The sequence below is a fragment of the Pseudomonas sp. WS 5146 genome (assembly GCF_012985495.1).
Lineage (GTDB): Bacteria > Pseudomonadota > Gammaproteobacteria > Pseudomonadales > Pseudomonadaceae > Aquipseudomonas > Aquipseudomonas edaphica.
Map to the genome: position 1 here is coordinate 102,049 of NZ_JAAQWL010000012.1, position 22,354 is coordinate 124,402.

The 22,354-nt window shown below is 61.9% G+C and carries 22 protein-coding genes; 14 read left to right on the top strand and 8 right to left on the bottom strand.

From position 1 onward, the window contains the following. The first annotated feature begins 106 nt into the window (after positions 1-106). Positions 107-814, top strand: a complete 708-nt coding sequence (locus HBO41_RS25370) for a YebC/PmpR family DNA-binding transcriptional regulator (RefSeq protein WP_169988183.1) — start codon at positions 107-109, stop codon at positions 812-814. Positions 815-937: 123 nt separating this feature from the next. Here the strand turns inward: HBO41_RS25370 and HBO41_RS25375 are convergent, their stop codons facing one another. Continuing rightward, positions 938-2,242, bottom strand: coding sequence for a protein kinase (locus tag HBO41_RS25375; RefSeq protein WP_169988185.1), 1,305 nt, complete (start codon positions 2,240-2,242; stop codon positions 938-940). A 40-nt stretch (positions 2,243-2,282) separates the two neighbouring features. Further along, the gene (gene zapE, locus HBO41_RS25380) at positions 2,283-3,377 is read right to left on the bottom strand and encodes a cell division protein ZapE (protein ID WP_169988187.1); all 1,095 of its coding nucleotides are present in this window, start codon (positions 3,375-3,377) and stop codon (positions 2,283-2,285) included. Between the two features lie 224 nt (positions 3,378-3,601). Here zapE and HBO41_RS25385 point away from each other — a divergent pair, with 224 nt between their 5' ends. The 7 genes from HBO41_RS25385 to HBO41_RS25415 are packed head-to-tail and all read left to right on the top strand — an operon-like array spanning position 3,602 to position 9,943. Continuing rightward, positions 3,602-4,093 (top strand): spore coat U domain-containing protein, encoded by a 492-nt coding sequence (locus HBO41_RS25385; RefSeq protein WP_169988243.1) that lies wholly within the window; start codon positions 3,602-3,604, stop codon positions 4,091-4,093. Next, positions 4,087-4,629, top strand: a complete 543-nt coding sequence (locus HBO41_RS25390) for a spore coat U domain-containing protein (protein WP_099550034.1) — start codon at positions 4,087-4,089, stop codon at positions 4,627-4,629. Before HBO41_RS25385 ends, HBO41_RS25390 begins: the two co-directional genes overlap by 7 nt. An 18-nt stretch (positions 4,630-4,647) precedes the next feature. Continuing rightward, entirely contained in the window at positions 4,648-5,181 is a 534-nt protein-coding gene (locus HBO41_RS25395; RefSeq protein ID WP_026013648.1) for a spore coat U domain-containing protein, read from the top strand. 5 nt (positions 5,182-5,186) lie between these two features. Further along, entirely contained in the window at positions 5,187-5,687 is a 501-nt protein-coding gene (locus tag HBO41_RS25400; protein ID WP_026013649.1) for a spore coat U domain-containing protein, read from the top strand. 26 nt (positions 5,688-5,713) lie between these two features. Beyond that, positions 5,714-6,499: a molecular chaperone gene (locus HBO41_RS25405; protein WP_138452056.1), complete on the top strand. Its 786-nt coding sequence runs from the start codon at positions 5,714-5,716 to the stop codon at positions 6,497-6,499. Positions 6,500-6,543: 44 nt separating this feature from the next. Next, the gene (locus tag HBO41_RS25410) at positions 6,544-8,937 is read left to right on the top strand and encodes a fimbria/pilus outer membrane usher protein (protein ID WP_169988189.1); all 2,394 of its coding nucleotides are present in this window, start codon (positions 6,544-6,546) and stop codon (positions 8,935-8,937) included. Positions 8,938-8,953: 16 nt separating this feature from the next. Further along, on the top strand, positions 8,954-9,943 hold the full coding sequence (locus HBO41_RS25415; RefSeq protein ID WP_138452054.1) for a spore coat U domain-containing protein: 990 nt from the start codon (positions 8,954-8,956) through the stop codon (positions 9,941-9,943). A gap of 75 nt (positions 9,944-10,018) precedes the next feature. Here HBO41_RS25415 and HBO41_RS25420 read toward each other — a convergent pair whose 3' ends face one another. Next, entirely contained in the window at positions 10,019-10,756 is a 738-nt protein-coding gene (locus tag HBO41_RS25420) for an anti-sigma factor (RefSeq protein WP_169988191.1), read from the bottom strand. Beyond that, complete coding sequence (locus HBO41_RS25425; RefSeq protein WP_058420922.1) at positions 10,753-11,259, bottom strand: sigma-70 family RNA polymerase sigma factor; 507 nt, start codon at positions 11,257-11,259, stop codon at positions 10,753-10,755. The genes HBO41_RS25420 and HBO41_RS25425 overlap by 4 nt, the downstream gene beginning before the upstream one ends. A gap of 197 nt (positions 11,260-11,456) precedes the next feature. On the opposite strand from HBO41_RS25425, the gene HBO41_RS25430 reads away from it, so the two are divergent. The 5 genes from HBO41_RS25430 to HBO41_RS25450 all read left to right on the top strand — a co-directional run bounded on the left by HBO41_RS25430 (position 11,457) and on the right by HBO41_RS25450 (position 16,874). Next, positions 11,457-13,037, top strand: coding sequence for an amino acid adenylation domain-containing protein (locus tag HBO41_RS25430; RefSeq protein WP_169988193.1), 1,581 nt, complete (start codon positions 11,457-11,459; stop codon positions 13,035-13,037). Beyond that, a complete protein-coding gene (locus HBO41_RS25435) occupies positions 13,030-14,328 on the top strand; it encodes a membrane protein (RefSeq protein ID WP_017136499.1) in 1,299 nt (432 codons plus the stop codon). The genes HBO41_RS25430 and HBO41_RS25435 overlap by 8 nt, the downstream gene beginning before the upstream one ends. Before the next feature lie 42 nt (positions 14,329-14,370). Next, positions 14,371-15,135, top strand: a complete 765-nt coding sequence (locus HBO41_RS25440; protein ID WP_017136500.1) for an enoyl-CoA hydratase-related protein — start codon at positions 14,371-14,373, stop codon at positions 15,133-15,135. 120 nt (positions 15,136-15,255) lie between these two features. Continuing rightward, positions 15,256-16,338, top strand: a complete 1,083-nt coding sequence (locus tag HBO41_RS25445; RefSeq protein WP_169988195.1) for a catalase family peroxidase — start codon at positions 15,256-15,258, stop codon at positions 16,336-16,338. Then, positions 16,335-16,874 (top strand): cytochrome b, encoded by a 540-nt coding sequence (locus HBO41_RS25450; RefSeq protein ID WP_099550040.1) that lies wholly within the window; start codon positions 16,335-16,337, stop codon positions 16,872-16,874. The genes HBO41_RS25445 and HBO41_RS25450 overlap by 4 nt, the downstream gene beginning before the upstream one ends. A gap of 19 nt (positions 16,875-16,893) precedes the next feature. Here HBO41_RS25450 and HBO41_RS25455 read toward each other — a convergent pair whose 3' ends face one another. Together HBO41_RS25455 and HBO41_RS25460 are read right to left on the bottom strand one after the other, a co-directional pair. Continuing rightward, positions 16,894-18,045, bottom strand: a complete 1,152-nt coding sequence (locus HBO41_RS25455; protein WP_099550041.1) for a M14-type cytosolic carboxypeptidase — start codon at positions 18,043-18,045, stop codon at positions 16,894-16,896. Between the two features lie 465 nt (positions 18,046-18,510). Beyond that, positions 18,511-18,861 (bottom strand): DUF6124 family protein, encoded by a 351-nt coding sequence (locus tag HBO41_RS25460; RefSeq protein ID WP_017136505.1) that lies wholly within the window; start codon positions 18,859-18,861, stop codon positions 18,511-18,513. Between the two features lie 130 nt (positions 18,862-18,991). On the opposite strand from HBO41_RS25460, the gene HBO41_RS25465 reads away from it, so the two are divergent. Continuing rightward, complete coding sequence (locus tag HBO41_RS25465) at positions 18,992-19,627, top strand: LexA family transcriptional regulator (protein WP_017136506.1); 636 nt, start codon at positions 18,992-18,994, stop codon at positions 19,625-19,627. Here HBO41_RS25465 and HBO41_RS25470 read toward each other — a convergent pair. Next, on the bottom strand, positions 19,624-21,549 hold the full coding sequence (locus HBO41_RS25470; protein ID WP_138453119.1) for an acetyl/propionyl/methylcrotonyl-CoA carboxylase subunit alpha: 1,926 nt from the start codon (positions 21,547-21,549) through the stop codon (positions 19,624-19,626). The two genes, HBO41_RS25465 and HBO41_RS25470, sit on opposite strands and share 4 nt — an antisense overlap. Further along, positions 21,546-22,352 (bottom strand): gamma-carboxygeranoyl-CoA hydratase, encoded by an 807-nt coding sequence (locus tag HBO41_RS25475; protein ID WP_169988197.1) that lies wholly within the window; start codon positions 22,350-22,352, stop codon positions 21,546-21,548. The genes HBO41_RS25470 and HBO41_RS25475 overlap by 4 nt, the downstream gene beginning before the upstream one ends. Between the last annotated feature and the right edge of the window lie 2 nt (positions 22,353-22,354).

Genomic DNA, 22,354 nt, shown 5'->3' on the forward strand with positions numbered 1-22,354 from the left:
CTTGGCCGGTTTTTTGGTGGATTAGAGTGTTTTTGCGCTATAAACTCTGCCCCCAAAGCGCCGGCCAGTAGACGTTTCGGCGCGATGGACGAAAAGAGAGTGAGTCATGGGCGCACAGTGGAAAGTCAAACATAAAGAAGCGGCATCCAATGCCAAGGGCAAGATCTTCGGCAAGCTGGTGAAAGAAATCACCATCGCCGCCCGCAACGGCGCCGATACCGCGACCAACGCCCACCTGCGTTTGGTGGTAGAACAGGCCAAAAAAGCCTCGATGCCCAAGGAGACCCTGGAACGCGCGATCAAGAAGGGCGCCGGTCTGCTCGGCGAAACCGTGCAGTACCACCGCGTGACCTACGAAGGTTTTGCCCCGCACCAGGTGCCGCTGATCGTTGAATGCGTGACCGACAACATCAACCGTACCGTGGCAGAAATCCGCGTGGCCTTCCGTAAGGGCCAACTGGGCGCTTCCGGTTCCGTGGCGTGGGACTTCAACCACGTCGGCCTGATCGAAGCCGCGCCGGACAGCCCGGACGCCGACCCGGAAATGGCCGCCATTGAAGCCGGCGCACAGGATTTTGAAGACGGCGAAGAAGAAGGCAGCACCTTGTTCATCACCGAAACCACCGATCTTGATGCGGTGCAAAAAGCACTGCCAGAGCAGGGTTTCACCGTGTTGTCGGCCAAGCTGGGCTACATCTCGAAGAACCCGGTCAGCGGTTTGACCGATGAGCAGATGGCTGAAGTCGAAGCCTTCCTGGAAGGCTTGGACAACCATGATGACGTGCAGGATATGTTCGTAGGGTTGGCTGGCTGATTTATCGCTGAATAAATGCCGGCAAAAAATGTGGGCGCTGGCTTGCCTGCGATAGCGGTGGAACATTCACCTACTCAGTGACTGATCCACCGCTATCGCAGGCAAGCCAGCTCCCACATTGGTTTAGTGGTGTGGCAGAGCGTGCAGCAATGCTTCGATTTCTTCGAAGCTCGGGCGCGCCAATACATCGGGCTGGCAGCAGCTTTGTTGCAGCGCCACCAGTGCTTCATTATTGAAGCCTTCTTCTACCCGCTCCAACAACTCCCCCAGCAACACCCCGAATGCACGCACTTCAATGCGTTGCAACGCCCTGGTTTCCTGCGTGTCTGCCGTGACATGGAACGACGCCGCGCCAAAATCCCCAAGCAAACAATCACCCGCGGCGTTCCACAGAATATTGTGGCCGTACAGGTCGCCATGGGTAATGCCATGTCGGTGCAGATGCGCCGCCACCGAGGCGATGCCGCGTGCCATGCGCAAAGCCACTTCGGCACTGAAGCGCGTACCCGGTGCGTAGATATCGCGGGTGCATGACGCCAGGCTCGGCAAGGCCGCGAGGTTGCGGTAACTCGGGTCGATCAGGTCCATCACCAGGGCTGCCTGGTCCTCCGGGTGGCCGACCACGCGCCCCTCCACCTTGATCAGATTCGGGTGCAGCCCGGCGGCGATGAAGGCCTGCATTTCATGCAGCGGCGAGCCGTCGCTGGTGATCGTGCCTTTGTAGAGTTTGACCGCGACCGGCAACGCTGGCGGCTTCCACAACGCCTTGCGGATGATCCCCGAAGCGCCTTCGCCCAACACCTCGCCCAGTTCCAGTTCAGCCCAAGGGATATTCGGCGTTGCATCATCGCTCGCCACTTCAACGGCGATTTCCACCGGGTTACCGGCATAGGCCAGCCAGGTCAGGCTCGGCAGCGTCAGCAGCCATGGCGGCAGTTGGGTGAAGCGGTTGGAGGCGATACGCAGCAGCTCGAGGTTTTTGCAGTTGAGCAGACTATGCGGCAGGTCCGTCAGGTGGTTGCCGGCCAGCATCAGCTTTTGCAGGAGTGGGCGCTCGCCCAGCTCGCCGGGTAACTGGCTGATGCAGTTGTCGGTGAGGATCAGCCAGCGTAACTGTGGTGGCAGCGCGGCGGCGGGTACGTGGCTGATCTGGTTGGCTTTAAAGCCGATCATGCTCAGGTTGGCGCACTGGCCCAGGCAGGCGGGCAGCTCAGTGAAGGCGTTATCCGAGCAGAACAGCACGCGCAGGTGCGCCAGCCGATACAGGTCGTCGGGCAGGCTGCTCAGGGCGTTGCCGGTGAGGTTGAGGATTTCCAGGCTGTCGGCCAGCTCGAAGATTTCCGGCGGAAATTCGGTCAGCCCGCAAGACAGGTCCAGGCGTTTGATACCGGCCAATTGGCCAGCCTTGAGTTGGGCGAGGGTATTCATGAACGGCGCGGTCACTCGGCAAGGTGGGCGTGATAGGCGCTCATGATACCGGGTCGGGCGCGGGTTGCGGGCACACCGTGTGTAATTGGTTCAGCCGGCTGGCGGTGCGGGCGAGGTCGATGGCCTGGCCTTCCAGGGCACGCGCCAGGGGTTGCTGGCCGATCAGGGTCAGGCGTTTGTCCTGGTCGTAGAGCACGTCCACCAGGTTGATAAAACGCTGTTGCACGGCGATCGGGCAGTCAGCCAGGGAGGGCAGGCCGTCGATGACCCAGTGGTCGAAATCCTCGCACAGCAACAGGTAATCCATCACGGCGGTGAGCTGTTCACACAGGTCGTTGAAGGTGAACACGATGCTGCGCGCCTGATGGCTGCGGCAGAGCAATCGGCGGTTGCCGACCTTCAGGGTTTGCGCCGCGCCAGGTGTGGCGGGCAGCCCGAGGACTTCGCGCTGGGCGGCGCTACCGGGCCATACATACTGGCCGCCGGTGAAACGCTGTTCGGCATGGGCCTGGGGCAAGCTGCGAAAATCCTCGGGCGAGCTGACTTCCAGCACCTGCATGCGCGTGGCGATCAAGTCGATCACCGGCTTGAAGCGCTGGTGGTACAGCGGGTTGGGCAGCAGGCCGTCGGGGGCGTAGTTTGAGGTCACCAGCACCAGCACGCCACGCTGGAACAAGGCCTGGAACAGGCGGCTGATGAGCATGGCATCGCCGATATCGTGGACGTGGAATTCGTCGAAACACAGCACCCGGCAATCGGCCAGCAGCTTGTCCAACGTCACGCCCAGGGCGTCGTCCTGTTCGCGGTGCTGGAACATGCCTTGGTGCAGGCGGGTGAAAAATGCATGGAAGTGCACGCGTTGCTTTTGTGCAATCGGCAGCGCCTGGAAAAACCCATCGAGCAGCCAGCTTTTGCCACGCCCCACCGAGCCGTGCAGGTACAGGCTGCGCGTCGGCTGGCCGGCGAGCAGGTGCCGGGTTTCGCGGGCGAGGGCGGTAATCGCCTGGGTTTGGCCGGCGCTGAGGGTATAGCCCTGGTCTCGGGCCTTGTTTTCAAAGAACGCCGGGATAGGCGAGGCGCCTGTCAGCGCGGTTTTTTTACCCAGCAGACGCTGAATCAGGGAAAACACAACCAATGCACGTCACTCTGTATGTCGGTGGTTGCCCACTTTAGGGCGCTCGCGTCGATTTGACCAATACAGAACGGCGCCCCCCGCTATCTCGAAAAGGCATGTAACGCCCGCCACCCGGCCCAGACTGGCAGTTTCGCCCTTTGAGGCTAACCTCTTACAGAGCAATCACCCCTGTACAAGGATTTGGGGCCGTGAAGGGACGAGGCGTTTTGGCAGTCATGGGCACGATGCTCTGCAGCACGGTTTACGCTGCGCAACTCCAGGTGGAGGTGCGCATCGACGTGCAACGGGGCTGCCAGTTGGTGGGCACCACCCGCAGTGCGGGCATCGAGCAACTTGGCGTGTTGGATTTTGGCAGCGGCCCGCGTCTGGATGACCCTGCCGGGCCTCTGAGTGCGGCGCTTATCAGCCAGCGCCAACCGCGCCTGGAGTGCAACCCCGACACCCCTTACCAACTGCGCGTTGACGGCGGCCTGCATGGCGGCAGCGGCGAAGTGCGCTACCTGAGTGCTGCGACGCCCTCGAGCAAACCGATTCCCTATCGTATCTATGCCGATGCCGCGCGGCGTATCGCTTTGCCGGTCAATGAACCGCTGAGCGGGCGTGTGCCCGACTCCGGCAGTGTCGACCTGCCGCTGTATGGGCGCATTGAGCCACTCAAGGACATCCCGGCGGTCGGTCGCTACACCGACCTGCTCAAGGTCACCGTCACATGGTAAGCCGCAGCTTGGCCCTGGCGGCCATGGGCGGCCTGTTGCTGCTGGCCGATGACGCCCAAGCGGCGGTCGCCGGGCAGATCCACGCTCGGCTGGTCATCACCGCCAGTTGCCAGGTGAGCAAAGACATCGAGAGCGCGCCGGTGAGCCCCGCCGGCGGTAGTGCGCTACTGGATTTCGGCACCCAGGGGCCTACATGGAGCCACCCGTTGGGTGCGGGTGTTACCGATGGCAGCAAGGCGCCGCTGTCGGTGTCCTGCAACCCCTCGGTGGTCAGCAGCTTCACCGTGACCATCGACGGCGGCGCCCATGGTGATGGCACCACAAGGCGCCTGAGTAACGGGCGCCAGACCATTCCCTATCAACTGTCGGCTGACTCGCTCGGCCGGCGCAGCTACAGCATTGGCGAGCAACGCAATTTCGTCGTGACCAAGGGCACACAAGTACCGATCCCGGTATTCGGCTCGGTGGTGGCGAATACCAGGGCCTTACCGGCCGGCATCTACACAGACACCCTGACGGTGACTCTGGATTGGTAAACGATGAGGATGGACATCATGCATGCACTTATAGCAAAGGCGGTTTTTCCATTGATGGCGTTGGCGTGGGTGTCGGGCGCACAGGCGGCGACGGTGGCCGGTACGGTCAGCGCCACCCTGGTGCTCACCAGCAGTTGCCAGGTCAACGGCGCCGCAGCCACCGGCGGGATGAGCTTCGGTAACTTGAACTTCGGTACCGCCAACAGCCTGTTCACCGAAGCCGACGGCCAGGTGCTGGGCGGCGGTGGCGGGGCGTTGTCGATCCTGTGTTCGGCGGGTACTTCACCGACGTTGACGGTGTCTGCCGGTGCCCACGACGGCCAGTCCGTGGGCGGTGGTCGCGCGCTGTATGACGGGGTGGCCAATTACGTGCCGTATGACCTCTACACCGACAGCGGCCACTCGACGCTGCTGGCCATCGGCGGGGTGATCAACCTGGCGCCGAGCACTGGCGTGGCCCAGGCCGTGAATATCTACGGCAAGGCCAATGGCAAGGCGGGCTTACCGGCCGGTACTTACACCGACACGGTTAACGTGACCCTGACGTTCTAAGTGCCATGGGCCGGGCAGGGTGTGCGGCGTTGGCGGTGTGCATCGGCTGGGGAATGCCGCTGTCGCTGTTGGCGGTGACCAGCCAGTCGTTCCAGGTCAGCGCGACGATCACGCCAGGTTGCCTGGTGGTCGGCGGCGGTACCAATTACGGCAGCCTGGCGTTCGGCACCTATTCGGCGTTGGCCACCAGCACGGCGTCTGTCGCGCTGACGGGCGGCGTGACCCTGCAATGCACGCCGGGGGTGGCGCTGAGCATGAGTGTCGATGGCGGGTTGCATAACAACAGCGGACGGCGGATGCAGCTCAATAGCGGCACCGCCCAGGTGGTTTATCAGTTGTTTCGGGACGCGGCGTTCAGCCAGAGCCTGGGGATCAGCCAAAGCGTGAGCGTGGCCTACAGCGACGCCAACAACATCACCTTGCCGATTTATGGGCGAGTGCAATTACCGGGTAACCAGCCTGGGGGGACGTACAGCGACACGTTGCAGGTGCAGCTGTCGTGGTAAGGCGATCGGTATAAGGAGTGAGATCTATGTGTGCAGCTTCCCGGCACGGGTGGGCAGCGGGTTTGAGCGGGTTGTTGATGTTGGCGGCGGGGCAGGCCCAGGCGGCCAGCTCGGTGCTGATCTGGCCGATTGACCCGGTGCTGGAAGCCGATCAACAGGCCAGCGCGCTGTGGCTGGAGAACCGCGGCACCGAGACCGCCAACCTGCAGATCCGCGTGTTTGCCTGGACCCAGAGCGGTTTTGACGAGCAATACCAGAACCAGCGCGATGTGATTGGCAGCCCGCCGGTGGCGAAAATCGAGCCTGGGCAAAAGCAATTGGTGCGCCTGACTCGAACCAAAGAAGTGCCGCCCGGCCAGGAGCTGGCCTATCGCATCATCATCGATGAGATCCCTTCGGCCACACCACCGCCGGCTCCGGCGGATGGCAAGACCGCCGCTGCTATCCGCTTCCAGATGCGTTATTCGGTGCCATTGTTTGCCTACGGTCCAGGCCTGTGGAGCAAGGTCGACGGCACCCGTGACCGTGACCCGAAAACCGCCGGCAAGCCGGATTTAAGCTGGAAAAAAGTCACCGTGGGCGGGCGCAACTACGTCGAGATGCGCAACCAGGGCGCCGTGCATGCGCGCCTCACCGATGCCACCTTCAAGCAGGGCGGCCAGCCGCGGCCCTTGGTAGAGGGCTTGATGGGCTATGTGCTGCCGGGCGCGACCATGCGCTGGCCGGTGCCGGATGGTTTGCCGGCCGATCAGCCGCTGCAGGTGCGCATCAATGGGGCAACGCAAGTGGAGAATCTCGTGCCAGGACGCTAACTCAGTGTGGCAGGGCATGGAGTAGGCCCTGGTGTTAACAACGGATGGAGATGTCCATTGATGGGCACAAAGCCTTGGTGAGCCAGGATCGGGCTCGATGTCTATGGCGATCGGTGTGGGTGGTGGGCGGCTTGTCTGGCTGGGTGCTGGCGCCGCCGGGCTTCGCTGCGCCGTTGCCGCCCCCGCCCAGCAGTATGGAGGCTGTTGCCGATGCGCAGTTGTTCCTGGAACTGGTGGTCAACCAGATGGACACCGGCCGTGTGGTCGCCGTCAATCAGCGTGCCGGGCAGTTGTTTTTGCCTGCGTCGGTGTTGCAGGAAGTCGGTGTGAAGCTGCCTGGTGCCGTGCCTGGCGAAGTCGCGCTGGAAAGCTTTCCTGGCCTGCACACCGATTACGACAGCCAGGGCCAGCGCCTGGTACTGAGCGTGCCGCCGGCCTGGCTGCCGGAGCAATTTATCGGCAGCCGCAACAACTACCCACGCACCCAGGCGCTGACCAGCTTCGGCGCGTTGCTCAACTATGACGCCTACCTGAACAACACGGACGATGCGGGCACCTACCTCGGTATCTTCAACGAAGTGCGGCTATTCGATACCTGGGGCACGTTGTCCAACACCGGCCAATACCGCACCACCATTGGCCGGGAAACCGCTGGCAGCTCGCTCGACAACGGCTATCGGCGCTATGACACCACCTGGCGGTTCTCCGACGATGAGCGCCTGTTGACCTATGAAGCCGGCGATGTGATCAGCGGCGCCTTGCCCTGGAGCACCTCGGTGCGCCTGGGCGGTGTGCAGCTGTCGCGGGACTTTGGCGTGCGCCCGGACCTGGTCACCTACCCGCTGCCGCAGTTTGCCGGGGAGGCGGCGGTGCCGTCTTCGGTGGACCTGTTTATCAATGGCTATAAATCCAGCAGTGCTGATCTGCAGCCGGGGCCGTACACCCTCACCAACGTGCCGTTTATCAACGGCGCCGGCGAGGCGGTGGTGGTCACCACCGATGCGCTGGGCCGGCAGGTGTCGACCACGGTGCCGTTCTATGTCACCAGTACCTTGCTGCAAAAGGGCTTGTCGGACTTCTCGGTGGCGGCGGGTAATTTGCGCCGCGACTACACCATACGGGACTTTGGCTATGGCCCTGGCGTGGCCAGCGGCACCTTTCGCTACGGCATCTCGGATGCATTTACCCTCGAAAGCCATGCCGAAGCCTCCAGTGACCTGTCCCTGGGCGGTGTCGGCGGCAACCTGCGGGTCGGTAACTTCGGCGTGCTCAATACCGCCGTCAGTCAAAGCCAGTACGACGGCAGGACCGGCCAGCAACTGAGCCTGGGCTACCAATACAGCAACCAGCGCTACAGCCTCTCGTATCAACGGGTCGAGCGCCGTGAGCAATACGCCGACTTGAGCCTGATCGACACGCCTTACGCCAGCCTCAGCAAGCGCAGCCAGCAGGCGACCTTGAGCCTGAACCTGAACAATTTTGGCAGCCTGGGCGTCGGCTATTTCGATGTGCAGGCGGCGGATGATTCGCGCACCCGCCTGGTGAACCTGACCTGGAGCAAGCCGTTGTGGCGCAACAGCAGTTTTTACCTGTCGGCCAACCATGAAGTGGGTGATAGCAGCTGGGCGGTGCAGGCGCAGGTGGTGGTGCCGTTCGACGTCTACGGCAGCCTCAGCGTGGGCACCGAGCGCAGTAAAACCGGCGCGAGCCAGCAGCGCGTCAACTACAGCCGAGCAGTGCCGGCTGAAGGCGGCGTGGGCTTCAACCTGGGTTACGCCAGCGGTGATGGGCCGGCTTATCGCCAGGCTGACCTGACCTGGCGCCTGCAGTCGGTGCAGTTGCAGGCCGGCGTGTACGGCAGCAGCGACGCGGAAACTCGGTGGGCGGACGCCAGTGGTTCGTTGGTGTGGATGGACAATCAAATGTTTGCCGCCAACCGCGTCAACGATGCGTTTGTGGTGGTAAGCACCGATGGGGTCAGTGGTGTACCGGTGCGCTACGAGAACCAGGTGGTGGGCGAAACCGACCGCAACGGGCACTTGCTGGTGCCGTGGACCAGTGCTTACTACCGCGCCAAATATGAGATCGACCCACTGAACCTGCCATCGAACGTGCAGGTGCCCAACGTCGAGCAACGGGTGGCCGTGCGCCGTGGCAGTGGCTACTTGCTGGAATTCCCGGTGCGCCAGGTGATTGCGGCGAGCATCACCTTGGTCGACGCCCAGCACCAGGACTTGCCACTGGGCAGCCAGGTGCGACACGAGCAAAGCGGCGCGCAGGCGGTGGTGGGGTGGGACGGCCTGGTGTACCTGGAGAACCTGGCCGCCCATAACACCTTGCAAGTCACCTTGGGTAACGGCCAGACCTGCCAGGCAATGTTCGAGCTGGATACCACCCAGGCCCAGGTGCCACTGATCGGGCCACTGGTGTGCCAATGACATAAGGAGTGTGCGTGTGCGGGTCAAGGAATGGCTGTTGCGGTGCCTGTTGCTGGCAAGCCTGGGCGTGTCGGCGCAGGTGCAGGCCGTGTGCTCGGTGGTGGCCAGCGTACCGGCCAGCTTTGGCACGACGGTGAGTTCGATGACCGTGCGCACCACCTCTCAGCCCAGTTCGACCACCAATGCCGGCTTCAGCTGCACGCCGGCGCTATTGTCGGTGTTGGCCTCCAATGACCATTTTTACGCGACCGTCAGTGGTTCGCCCCAAGGTGGCCTGGTGGGGCCGACCGGTGATGTCATCAACTATACGATCTATGCCAACAACACCACGGCGTTCCCGATGACACGCGGCACCGCGTTCGATTTTGGCGGCAGTGGCGGCATTGCCGCCTCCCTTGGCCTGGTGTTCGGGCCGGGCACCAAAGTCGTGCCGCTGTACTTCGCCACCACCCTTGGCAGCAACGTGGCGTCGGGGGTGTACAGCGAAACCCTGAGTATTTTCTGGAACTGGAACTATTGCTCGGGCATTGGTATTGCTGGGGCCTGTCTGGGCCGTGAGATCAACAACGGCACCACGACCTTGAACGTCAGCATGACGGTGGTCAACGACTGCCAGATCACCACGCCGCCGATTGCGTTCGGCAGTGCGCCGGTGGTCAGCGCCTTCGCCACCGTCAACGGCCAGGCCAGTGTGGCCTGCACCAAGGGCAGTGCCTACACCGTCGGCCTCAGTGATGGGCAGAACCCGGTGAGCGTGGGCGGACGGCGGCGGATGATTTCCGGCGGTAACTTCCTGGCCTACGACATCTTCATGAGTGCCGGCACCACACGCTGGGGCAGTGTGGGCGCAGCACGGCGGGCCAGTTCCTCGGCCGAGATCAACCCCGGCAACGGCCTGGGCACCGGCAGCCAAGTGTTCAACTACAACGCCAAGATCTACACTGACCAAGCCACGCCGCCGGGCGGCACCTACATTGATAATGTGGTGCTGGATGTGGGCTTTTAACGCCGCGTCCGTTGAAGGTCCACGCGGTCAAAATGTGGGGGCTTGCCCGCTCCCACAAAAGCCGGTCTTGATCCTCTAGAACTTGAGCAAGTGCGTAGCCGCCTGATCCACCGGGCTGACCATCGCATAGTTGTACCCGCCACCGGACCAGTAATCGGCCTGCAACCCATCTTCGCTGCGGCTGCCGCGCGGCAAAAAGCCGTTTTCCGGTCCCGGTGGGCGGATGTAAAAGCTGATGCGATGGCCTTGCTGATCCTCGTACAACACCATCGCCGCCGCACCTTGCTCAGTGGTGAGCAGGCGCCCGCTCACGGGCTTGAAACCGGCCTGGCTCAAATCGGGCAGGCGATGGGCCTGGTTGAAATAGCGATCCAGCCAGGCTTGCATAGTGCCGCCACCTTCGGTGCTGAAGTCGGCGGGCATGATGCCGTCCTGGGCAAACAGGCGAAACGCCTGCATGGCGTCGGCCATCGGCAACATCGATGGTTGGGTCGCTTCGCGCGCGTGCCAACCGCCAAGCCCGCCGAGGCAGACTGCGATCAGCAGCACGGCGGCGCTGGCCAGGTGGCGGCGCGATTGATGCCGAATGCGTTGGCGAATCAGTGCCGGGTCGAGGTCGGGGTTGGCCGGTTGCTGCAAGGTTCCGCTCAAGGCGGCGCGCAGGGCTTGTGCATCCTGTTGCCAGGCATGTACCTGGGCGGCCCTTTCAGGGTGGGCAGCCAACCAGGTTTCAAGCACACGGCGGTCGCTCTCGGGCAGTTGGTGATCGACGTAGGCATGCAAATCGTGTTCGCTGGGGGGCAGGCTGATCATTTGAGTATCCGCAGGGCAGGGCTGGTAATTTCGCCTTCGCTGAGTTGACGCAAGGCCTGGCGCGCACGGGACAGGCGCGACATCACGGTGCCTACCGGTACCGCCAGGATCTCGGCGACTTCCTTGTAACTTAGCCCTTCGACCGACACCCACAGCAGCAGTGCACGTTGCTCGGTGTTGAGTTGGTCGAAGGCGTGCAGGGTCGATTGGGCCATCACTGTGCGCTCCACCGAGGGTTGTGCATCGTCACGGCCGGTGAAGAATTCGAGCATGCGTGCATAACGGCGGCTGCGCCGGTGGGCGTCGAGGAACTGGCGGTAGAGGATCGAGAACAGCCAGGCGCGCAGGTCGCCTTCCAGGCGTTTGTCGGCCCAGCTGATGATCGCCCGCTCGAGCGTGGACTGCACCAGGTCGTCGGCGCTGCTGGCGTTACGCGTCAGGGACACGGCAAAACGTCGCAGCCTGGGGATGAGTTCACGTAACGGTTCGTCGAGTTCGTGCATGGGCGTGGGTTCTGGTCAATTGTGCAGAGGAAGACGCCGGCCGACGTAGGTTATTCCATCAATAACTATAGGAAGATTGCGCTCTTTTGTAGGGGATATCTGCAATGCACTCGGGCCTGTAATACCGCTCCCACACCTCAATCAACCCTCGTAACAACCGCGAACAATTTCTGCGGTTAATTGATGAGGGTGCAGGCATGACCATTTCTCCGACCGATAAACAGTTTTATCGCCGCCCCGCGCTGGCTCACTTACCTGCCGCGCAGCGGATCGTGTTTGAACAATGGGGGGGCGGGCCATCGGCCAAGCCGGGCCACGACCGCGTACACCAGGCCATCGAGGTGCAAGCGGCGTTGACGCCACAAGCGATTGCGGCGGTGTGGGCGGGACAGCGTATCAGTTATGAACAACTCAACCGTCAAGCCAATCGATTGGCCGTGCGCCTGATTGATCTGGGCGTGAAGCGCGGCGACACCGTGGGGCTGTTTGTCGAGCGTTCGATTCCCATGCTGGTAGGGCTTCTGGCGGTGTTGAAGGTGGGCGCTGCGTATGTGCCTCAAGACGCCAGAATCGTGCCGACGCTGCAATTGGGCATGGTGCTGGAGTCGTTGACCAGTCCGGTGATTATGACCTTGTCGAACCTGGCCGATCGCCTGCCGGCCGATGCGACGCGGCGCAGTGTATGCCTGGACACGTTCCTGGCCGAAGAGCCCTGGGTCGCCGAGGACAACACTCAGGTGTTCGCCGCTGCCGACACCGATGACCTGTGTTTCGTGCTGTTCACCTCTGGCACGACCGGGCGGCCCAACGGTGTGTGTGTCAGCCACCGCAACGTGTGCAACATCTTGCTCACGCAGCCGGGGCAGATGGGCATGGCGCCGGGTCGTAACGTGGGGCAAATCCTCAATATCGGCTTTGATATGGCCGCCTGGGAAATCCTCGGTTGCTTGGCCCATGGGGCGACCTTGCTGATTCGTGATAAAGACATTGCGCAAACCGCTGCGCAATGCCACGTGCTGATCGCCACCCCCTCGATACTGGCGAACCTTGACCCGGCGCAGTGTCCTGACCTGAAGGTGGTTGCGGTGGCAGGTGAGCCCTGTTCTCAAGCGCTGGCCGAGCGTTGGGCCGAACATTGCACGTTCTACAACGGCTGCGGGCCTACCGAAACCACCATCGTCAACACGTTGCACCGGCATGTGCCCGGCACGTTGTTGACCATCGGCAAACCGACTCCGAATAACACCGTGTATGTCCTCGACGAACACGGTCGCGCCTGTGAACTGGGTGAGATCGGTGAAATGTGGGCCGGCGGCGTCGGGGTAACGGCCGGTTACTTGAACAATACCGAGCTGACCCAGGAGCGCTATCGCCCGGACCCTTTTATGGGCGGTGACGCAATGATGTTTCGCACGCGGGACCTGGGGCGCTGGACGGCAGACGGTCAACTGGAACACTTGGGGCGCGTCGATGATCAGGTGAAGGTGCGTGGCTTTCGTGTGGAACTGGACGCTGTGTCTACGGCCCTGGAGGCGGGCGATGGCTGCATGCGGGCGGTCACTTTGAAGCTGGACAGCCGTAACCTGGTGGCTTTCGTCTCGCCCGTCAGTGCCGACGTCGAGTCGTGCCGAGCCCGCTGCCAGGAGCGCCTGGCCTACTACTGCGTGCCGACATCCATCTACGCGGTGGAGGCTTTTCCGCTGACCGCCAGGGGCAAAATCGACAAGGCCTTGCTGCTGCAACAGGCATTCGCGGCCGAGGTGGCTCGCCATGCTTGATGCACTGACCCGTGCCGTTGTGCCACCCAAACCGGCGTTGTGGCGTCGCTGGACTGCACTGCCGGTGTTTTCCTACTACAACCGCCTGGTGGCACTGGTGTTGTTGGTTAATGCCGTGTTTGTACTGTTGGCGGTCGATTTTGCTGCCATTACGGTTGAAAGGCTTTCGGACATGGTGCTGATCAACCTGTCGCTGGCCATCCTGATTCGTCAGCATTACCTGATCAATGCACTGTTCTGGCTGGCAACCCGTGTGCCAGTCACCTGGCCGTTGCGTGTGCGGCGCAGCGCGGCCAAGGTTTACCACTTCGGCGGGCTGCACAGTGGCGCGGCCCTGGCGGCGACCGCGTGGTTTATAGCGATGGTCGGCGTTCAGGTTGCACGCTATCTGCGCCAGCCCGATAGCGTGTCGTCAGCCTGGTTGTGGCTCACGGGTGTGTTGCTCGGGCTGTTGCTGTTGATGGTGAGCATGGCGCAGCCGTGGATTCGCAGCCGATTCCATAATGGCTTCGAGCGGGTCCATCGGTTTGCCGGCTGGAGCGCGCTGCTACTGTTCTGGGCGTTGACTTTACTGGCGTCCAGCGAGTCTTCGACCAGCTTATTACACAGTGGATCATTCTGGATGCTGGTGCTGCTGACGTTGAGCATTGCCCTGCCATGGTTGCGTCTGCGCAAGGTCGCCGTTGAACACACACGGCCTTCCGGGCATGCGGTGATTACGCGCTTCAAGCACACCACGCCGTTCGCCGGTTCATCCACTGCGATCAGCCGCAACCCTCTGCTGGAGTGGCATTCGTTTGCCAATATTCCTGCACCAGAGGCGGCGGGGTTTCGCCTGATCATATCGCGTGCGGGCGATTGGACTGGGCGCTTCATCGAAGACCTGCCCAGCCACGTGTGGGTCAAAGGCATCACCACGGCGGGCGTGGCTAATGTGGAAACACTGTTCAAGTCAGTGGTGTATATCGCCACCGGCAGTGGGATCGGCCCGGTCATGCCGCATTTGCTGGCCGCCCAAGTGCCGATCCAGTTGATCTGGTCTACCCGCAGCCCGCGCAAAACCTATGGCGATGAACTGGTGGACGAAATCCTGCGTGCTCAGCCCGGGGCATTGATCTGGGACACCGATGAGCGTGGTAAACCGGACTTGGTGCAATTGGCCTACGGCGCGGTGCAAACCTTCGGTGCAGAAGCGGTGATCTGTATCGCCAACCAGGCGTTGACCGAGCGCGTGGTGCATGAAATGGAAGCCCGTGGCATACCGGCTTATGGCGCGATCTGGGATTCCTGAAACGGCGGCATTGAGGCACAACATTAATCAGCAGAGGTTTTTATGAATGTATTAATAGAACGTCATGGTCGAGTGGTACTGGTCAGGCTTAATCGCCCCCAGGTCAAGAATGCGTTGAGTTCGGCGCTGATGACGGAGTTGATCAGCCGTCTGGAAGTGCTGGACCAGGACCCGCAGGTCGGCTGTTTCGTCATCACCGGCACGCCTGAATACTTCGCCGCTGGGGCCGACATTAAGGAGATGAGTACCAAGTCCTACCTGGACATGCTCGACGAGGATTACTTCGTCGGCTGGGAAGCCTTTACCCGCCGGCGCACGCCAACGATTGCCGCAGTGGCCGGCTATGCGTTCGGCGGCGGCTGTGAGCTGGCGATGATGTGCGACATGATTTTCGCCGCCGATACGGCGACCTTTGCCCAGCCGGAAATCAAACTGGGCGTTATTCCGGGCATGGGTGCGACCCAGCGCTTGACCGGGCTGGTCGGCAAGGCCAAGACCATGGACATGGTGTTGACCGGACGGCCGATGATGGCTCAAGAGGCGCTCCAGGCCGGGTTAGTGTCGCGTGTGTACCCGGCGGCAGACTTGATGGAGCAGACGCTGGCGGTGGCTGCACAGATTGCCGGGTTCTCGCGCACCGCCACGCGGGCGGCGCGGGAGGCGGTTGAGCAAGCCTTGGAACTTGGGTTGCACGATGGCGTGCGCCTGGAGCGCCGACTGTTTCATGGGCTGTTCGCGACGCCGGATCAACAGGAGGGAATGCAGGCGTTTATAAACAAGCGCCCGGCAGTCTTCAACGCGGTTTAGAAGAACGCTCGGTTTGGCAACGCATCTGCTCTGAAAAAACTACAGTGAAAAGGGAATAGACCTACGTGGGATTCGTCTCATAGTTCATTTTCCCTGTGGCCACGTGCCCTGGAGTTTTTCATGGTAGATCACTCATCGCCGCCACGTACGCCCCTCAGTACCGCCAGTTTGTTAGTCAGGCTGGCGTGTATTGGCAGTGTAGTGGCGGTTGTTGCCGGGGCATTCGCCTACGTCAACGGCACGCTTGACCCACAGCGCCTGCGTCCCAAAACCCTGGTCAATGCCCTGGAAACCAATAACGGTGTACACCCTGGGTTTCGGCGTAACCATGCCAAGGGCGTGTGTGTGGCCGGTTACTTCGAGAGCAGCCCCGAGGCGCGCGCTTACTCCAGTGCCCAGGTGTTCAGCGCGGCGAAAACCCCGGTGATCGGCCGATTCGCCTTGCCCAGCGGCAACCCCTACGCGCCGGACAGCAGTGTGCCGATCCGCAGTTTCGCGGTGCAGTTCAGCCAGGCCAACGGCCAGCAATGGCGTACGGGGATGAACAGCATGCCGGTGTTCCCGGTGGGCACGCCTGAGGCGTTTTACCAGATGCTCAAGGCCGGCGCACCCGAGCCGGCCACCGGCAAGCCGAACCCGGCCAGTATGCCGGCGTTTTTTGCCGCGCACCCCGAGACGGCGCCGTTCCTGGCGTGGGTCAAGACTGCCAAGCCCTCGGCCAGTTACGCGACCGAAACCTACAACGGCATCAATGCCTTTTACCTGGTAAACGCCGATGGCCAGCGCCAGGCGGTGCGTTGGGGCGTAGTGCCACAGAGCCAGGATGCGACGGGTGACACCGCGCCGCCTGGCGCTGACTTTCTCGAAAAGGATTTGGTGCAGCGTCTGGCTTTCGGGCCGCTGCGTTGGCAGCTGAACCTGACCCTGGCCAACCCCGGCGATCCGCTGGACGACGCCAGCAAAGCCTGGACCGGCGAGCACAAGGTGCTCAACGCCGGCACCCTGGTGCTGCAAAGCAGCCAACCGCAGGCTGACGGCGATTGCCGCGATATCAACTTTGACCCGCTGATTCTGCCCAGCGGTATCCAAGCCTCCAATGACCCGCTGCTGGCTGCACGCTCGGCGGCTTATGCCAGTTCCTACGTACGCCGCGCTGGCGAAGTCAGCCCGCTGCACAGTGCCCCTCAGGAGTCGAAACCATGAATGCCCAACCACGGTTTTTCGCGCCTCTGGCCCGCCTGCTGCATTGGCTGATGGCGTTGATGGTCATTGCCATGTTGTTTATCGGCGCGGGCATGGCGGCGTCGGTGTCGGAGCGTCACGAGTGGCTGATTCATCTGCACAAGCCACTGGGTATCGCGATTCTGGCGTTGGTGATCGTGCGGCTGGTGGTGCGCTTTTCCACCCGTCAGCCGCCGTTGCCGGCTGACCTGCCACTGTGGCAAGTGCTGGCCGCCAAAGCGTCCCATGTCGTGTTATATGCGTTGATGCTGGTGCTGCCGCTGCTGGGCTGGGCGATGATTTCGGCGGCCGGTGACCCGGTGATGCTCAGCAGTTCGGTGCAATTGCCGGCGTTGGTAGCGGCCAATGCACCGTTATTTGCGCTGCTGCGCAAGGCCCATGGCTACCTGGCCTACCTGTTGTTCCTGACAGTACTGTTACACCTGGCGGCGGCGCTGTTTCACGGGTTGATTCGTCGCGACGGTGTGCTGCAAAGCATGACCGGCACCAAAGGCTGATGCCGGGGGGCAGGGCGGGTCAGCGCAGGGTGGTGACGATATCGGCCACGGTGCTCAACACGTCCTTGCCCAGTTGCCTGGAGCGCTCACCGGACCAACCGGTTTTCGGGTTGGGGGCGTCGTCGTTGTCCTTGAAGGGCATCTCGAGGGTCAGCGACAGGCAGTCGTATTGCTGGCCAACGGCATTGCAGGCCAGGGTCATGTTGGCTTCGCCCGGCAGGTCGCGGGTGTAGCCGTGGGTGGTCTGGAAATCGCGGGTCAGGGCGCTCAAGTGCCTGCGGAAGTGTTTTTCCAGCGCTTCGATACGCGGGGTGTAACCGGGGTTGCCTTCGCAGCCTGCGGTGAAGACGTAGGGGATTTCTTCATCGCCATGGATATCGAGGAACAGGTCGACGCCGTATTTCTCCATTTGCTGCTGGGCGAACAGCACTTCCGGGCTGAGCGCCTCGCTGGCGTTCTGCCAGGCACGGTTGAGGTCCTGGCCCATGGCGTTGGTGCGCAGGTGCCCGTGAAAGGCGCCATCGGGGTTCATGTTGGGGATCAGGTACAGGTCGGCGACGGCCAGGAGTTTTTTCAGCTCAGCATCACCGTCCTGTTGCAGGCGCTCGATGACGCCTTCCATAAACCATTCAGCCATGTGTTCGCCGGGATGCTGCTGGGCGATGATCCACACCTTGCGCTGGCCTTCGCCACCTTTGCCGCGGCGTAGCAGCTGGATATCACGGCCCTCGACGCTTTTGCCGGTGGCGAGCAGTTGGGTACCGGCGCGGTTCAAGGCCTGTTCGATCAGCCAGTCGTGACGCTCACGGCTATACGGTTCGAAGTAGGCGAACCAGGCTTGCTTCTCGCGGGTTTGCAGGCTGATGTGCAATGTATCGCCATCAAAACGCGTGGGTACGCGGAACCAGTTGACGTGGTCGTAGGACGCCACGGCGTTGTAACCACTCCAGGCATTTTTATATGACGAATGGCTGGCGTTGCTCAGGCGGAAGGTGTGGGTATGGCCCACATGCATGCCTTCGGCCTTGAAGTGGAACCATTGGAAATGTGCGCTGCGAGTATCGGGTTTGATCGCCAGCAACAACTGATAAGCGTCGCTGGCATCCAGGACCTGGATGTTGCCGCTGTCGAAGTCGGTGCTGATCTTGATGGAGGTCAAGGCCACTGTCATGGGCTGGCTGCCTGCGTAGGATTGTTGTGGCAGATATCTTACACAGGAGTGAGGCAAAATCTTGGTGCAAAATTGTTGCACGGGGAAGGGGGCGTCGTCCTTGACGCCGAGGCAGCTTAGATTCTATGAGATTGATTCTCAAGCGCTATTTCGCAAAGATCCGGGCTAGAGCGTTCGATCGGCTTTCTTTTGGCGATGCTCTTTTGCTACCATGCGCGCCATCAAGCAACACACAGTCTTCATTAGCCTGAAGCCACGCCAGAAAAACTGGCAAAAAAAAGACCCGGCCAAAGAGCCGGGTCAAAAACCGTGATTAGCCTGATGAGGAGATATTCCAAGAGTCCGACCTAAGGTCCCTTGGTCTATCGACTGATCTCGCGATCAGCTGAGCCCAATAATAATCATTATCATTTGCAAGTCAAATGTTTTTATCCGTGTGATAGAAATATTTTTCTTACGTGCCTGTCAGGCGTCCGCCTGGGCAGCAGGCACCTGCACTGCCTGTTCCACCATCGCTTTGGCCATATCAATCAAATACACCACCGAAAAGGCCAGGTCCCGCTGGTTGCCCTGCCGGTTGCTTGCCGATTCATAGGCGGCTGCCGCCGCACTGCGTAGCAGGTCCGATGCGTGCACCAGGGCGTCTTCCTGGCTGATGCCGGGCCTGATGTCGAAAAACGCGGCGTCAGGCGTGGGCGCCGACACATCTTCTTTCAGGTAATAGTCGAGTGCCCGTTGCGCGGCGCCACTGCTGCGCAGGGTCAGCAGTTCGTCGGTTTCGGGCGTGCAAGGCAGGTGATTCGGGAGGGTCATCATGAGGGCGATTACTCTGGCTGGACGTTGAAAACCTGCACCTGATAGTAATACGAATCGTATTTATGTCATTTGATGGATTACTACAAACTGTTTATTGTCGTGGCAATTGCGCAACGTATGGTCAGGCTCCATGGACAACTGGATAGCGTTGGTCAAAGCCAACATGAAAGACCGCAAGGTCACGCAGGATGAACTGGCCGAACGCTTGGGCATGTCCCAGGGCGGCGTCGGTCATTGGCTCAATAAGCGCCGCGTGCCCAGTCTTGCGGACATGAACCGGGTGCTGGACGAGCTGGGGCTCGGCTATCTGGAAGTCGCGCTGGAGATTCGCGAAAAGGCCGACCCAACACCCGCGCTGGAAAAACACTACAACCCGTATTTCCGCTACCCGGTCAGCGACTGGAAAGGCGTCTGCGAAATCCGCGAAGAGCGCCCGACCTACGGCGCGGCCCGTTTTGAACTGAGCGATTACCATGCCCAGGGCGAAGCCTTCTGGCTGCCCGTAACGGGCGATGCCATGACCGCGCCCAGCGGCCTGAGCATCGGTGCGGGCATGATGATTCTGGTGGACCCGGCCATCGAGCCCGAACCCGGCAAGCTGGTGGTTGCGCAATGGGCCGACAGCACCCAGGCGACCTTTCGCCAATTGATGGAAGAGAGCGGCCAGCTTTACCTGGTGCCGCTCAATCCGACTTATCCCAAGCAGCTGTTCACCGATGCGTGCCGAATCCTCGGGGTCGTGGTGCAAGCCACGGCGAAGTTCTAGTCCGTGGTCTCAAGTTCCACCAGGGCGCTGCCTTCGGCGACCATTTCGCCTTCCTGGCAAAACACTGCCTTGACCGCCCCGGCGTGAGGCGCGCGGATACTGTGCTCCATCTTCATGGCCTCGAGCACCACCAGCTGAGTGCCAGCCTCCACGTGTTGACCGACTTCTACCAGCACCCGCACGATGCTGCCGTTCATCGGCGCTGTGAGGCCGCCTTGATGAGTCTGGTTGGCCTCGACTGCAGCAATCGGGTCATACAAGCTGACGGCCTGCATCTGGCCGTCCCAGCGCAGATACAGGATGCCTTCGCTGCGTACCGCCAGATAAGCGCGGCGCACGCCATGGTGTTCGATCAGTAGTTGCTCGCCGCGCAATTGCGCAGTGCCCGCTACCAGCTTCACCAGCCGGTCCTGCCCGGCGCAACTCAAGTGCAACGACACGTCGCTCGGCAACCCGGCACGAAAGCCTCGGTTATCCGCCCACGGGCCTTCACCGGCGGGCTGGCTCTGCATAAACGCCGCCCCTGCCGCCTGCCAGAACTCATCGCTCAAAGCACCAGGTGCTGGCAGCAGTTCATCCTGATAGCGCGGAATAAACCCGGTATCGAGTTCAGCCGCCGCAAACGCCGGATGGCCGATGATGCGCCGCAAAAAGCCGAGGTTGGTCTTGACTCCGCCGACCGCAAACTCATCGAGCATGCTCAACAACCGCAGGCGCGCCTGTTCGCGGTCTTCACCCCAGGCAATCAGTTTGCCGAGCATCGGGTCGTAGAAGGGCGAAACGTTGTCGCCTTGTGCTACGCCACTGTCCACACGGCGCCCCGGGCCTGGTGTAGATTCGCGGTACAGTGCCAGGTGCCCGGTGGCTGGCAGGAAATCATTGGCCGGGTCTTCGGCATACAAGCGCACTTCAATCGCATGGCCCACCAACGGCACCTGATCCTGAGTGATCGGCAGCGGTTCACCCTGAGCCACACGAATCTGCCAGGCTACCAAATCAAGGCCGGTAATCGCCTCGGTCACCGGATGCTCCACTTGCAGCCGCGTGTTCATCTCCATGAAGAAGAACTCGCCACGCGCGTCCAGCAAAAACTCCACGGTGCCGGCGCCCACGTAGCCGATTGCCTGGGCCGCACGCACGGCCGCCTCACCCATGGCTTTACGCTGCTCGGCACTCAAGCCCGGTGCGGGTGCTTCTTCCACCACCTTTTGATGGCGACGTTGAATAGAACAGTCGCGCTCATTGAGGTACAGGCAATGGCCGTGTTGGTCGGCAAACACCTGAATCTCCACGTGGCGTGGCTTGAGCAGGTACTTCTCCACCAGCATTTGCCCATTGCCGAAGGACGACAGCGCCTCACGCTGGGCCGAGGCCAGGGCTTCGGCCAACTGGCTGACGTCCTCGACCACCTTCATGCCCTTGCCGCCGCCACCTGCCGTGGCCTTGAGCAGTACCGGGTAACCGATACGTTCGCAGGCATCGCGGAAAGTTTCCAGGTCCTGGTCCGCGCCGTGATAACCCGGCACCAACGGCACCCCGGCAGTTTCCATCAGCGCCTTGGCCGCCGATTTGCTGCCCATGGCATCGATGGCCGAGGCGGGCGGACCCAGGAAAACAAGACCGGCGGCTTCAATCGCACGAGCAAAGCCGGCGTTCTCCGACAGAAAGCCGTAACCCGGATGGATCGCCTGAGCGCCACTGGCTTGGGCGGCGGCGATCAGTTTGTCGATTTGCAGGTAACTGTCGGTGGCCTTGCTGCCACCCAGGTCAACCCGAATGTCGGCCTCGCGGCTATGGCGCGCATCGCGGTCGGTGGCGCTGTGGACCGCCACGGTGGTCAACCCCATCGCCTTGGCGGTGCGCATTACCCGGCAGGCGATTTCGCCACGGTTGGCCACCAGCACAGTGGTCAGTGTGCTCATGAACGTGGCTCCTGCGCTTGCCAGCTGGGCGGGCGTTTTTGCAGGAACGCGCGCAAGCCTTCCTGGCCCTCGGCGCTGACGCGAATCCGCGCGATGGCATTTTCGCAATACCGACGCAGCGCCGGGGTGAGGGCGCCGTTGCCGACTTCGCGCAGCAAATCCTTGCTGGCGCGCATGGCAGCCGGGCTGTTTTGCAACAGGTTGACGATCCACAGTTCCACTTGCGCATCCAGCTCGGTGGCCGGGTAACTTTCCGCCAGCAGGCCAATGTCGCGTGCACGCTGGCCGCCAAAACGCTCGGCCGTCAGCGCATAGCGCCGCGCGGCCCGCTCGCCGATGGCCTGTACCACGAACGGGCTGATCACCGCCGGTGCCAGGCCGATGCGCACTTCCGACAGGCAGAACTGCGCGTCATCGGCGCCAATCGCCATGTCGCAGCAACTGATCAAGCCCAGCGCGCCCCCGTAGGCTGCGCCTTGCACCACTGCCAGGGTCGGGATTTTCAGCTTGGCCAGGTTGTACATCAACTCGGCCAGCTCGCGCGCGTCGTCCAGGTTGGTGTGGTAATCCAGCTCGGCCGATTGCTGCATCCAGGCCAGGTCTGCGCCGGCGCTGAAGTGCTTGCCACGTGCGCGCAACACTAAAAAACGCAGGGACGCATCGGCCTGCACCTGGTCGAGGGCGATGATCAACTCGCGGATCATCTGCGCATTGAACGCGTTGTTCTTGGCTTCACGACTGAGCCACAGCGTGGCAAAACCACGGCTGTCGGTGACCAGTTCGAGGGTGTTGAAATCGCTCATGG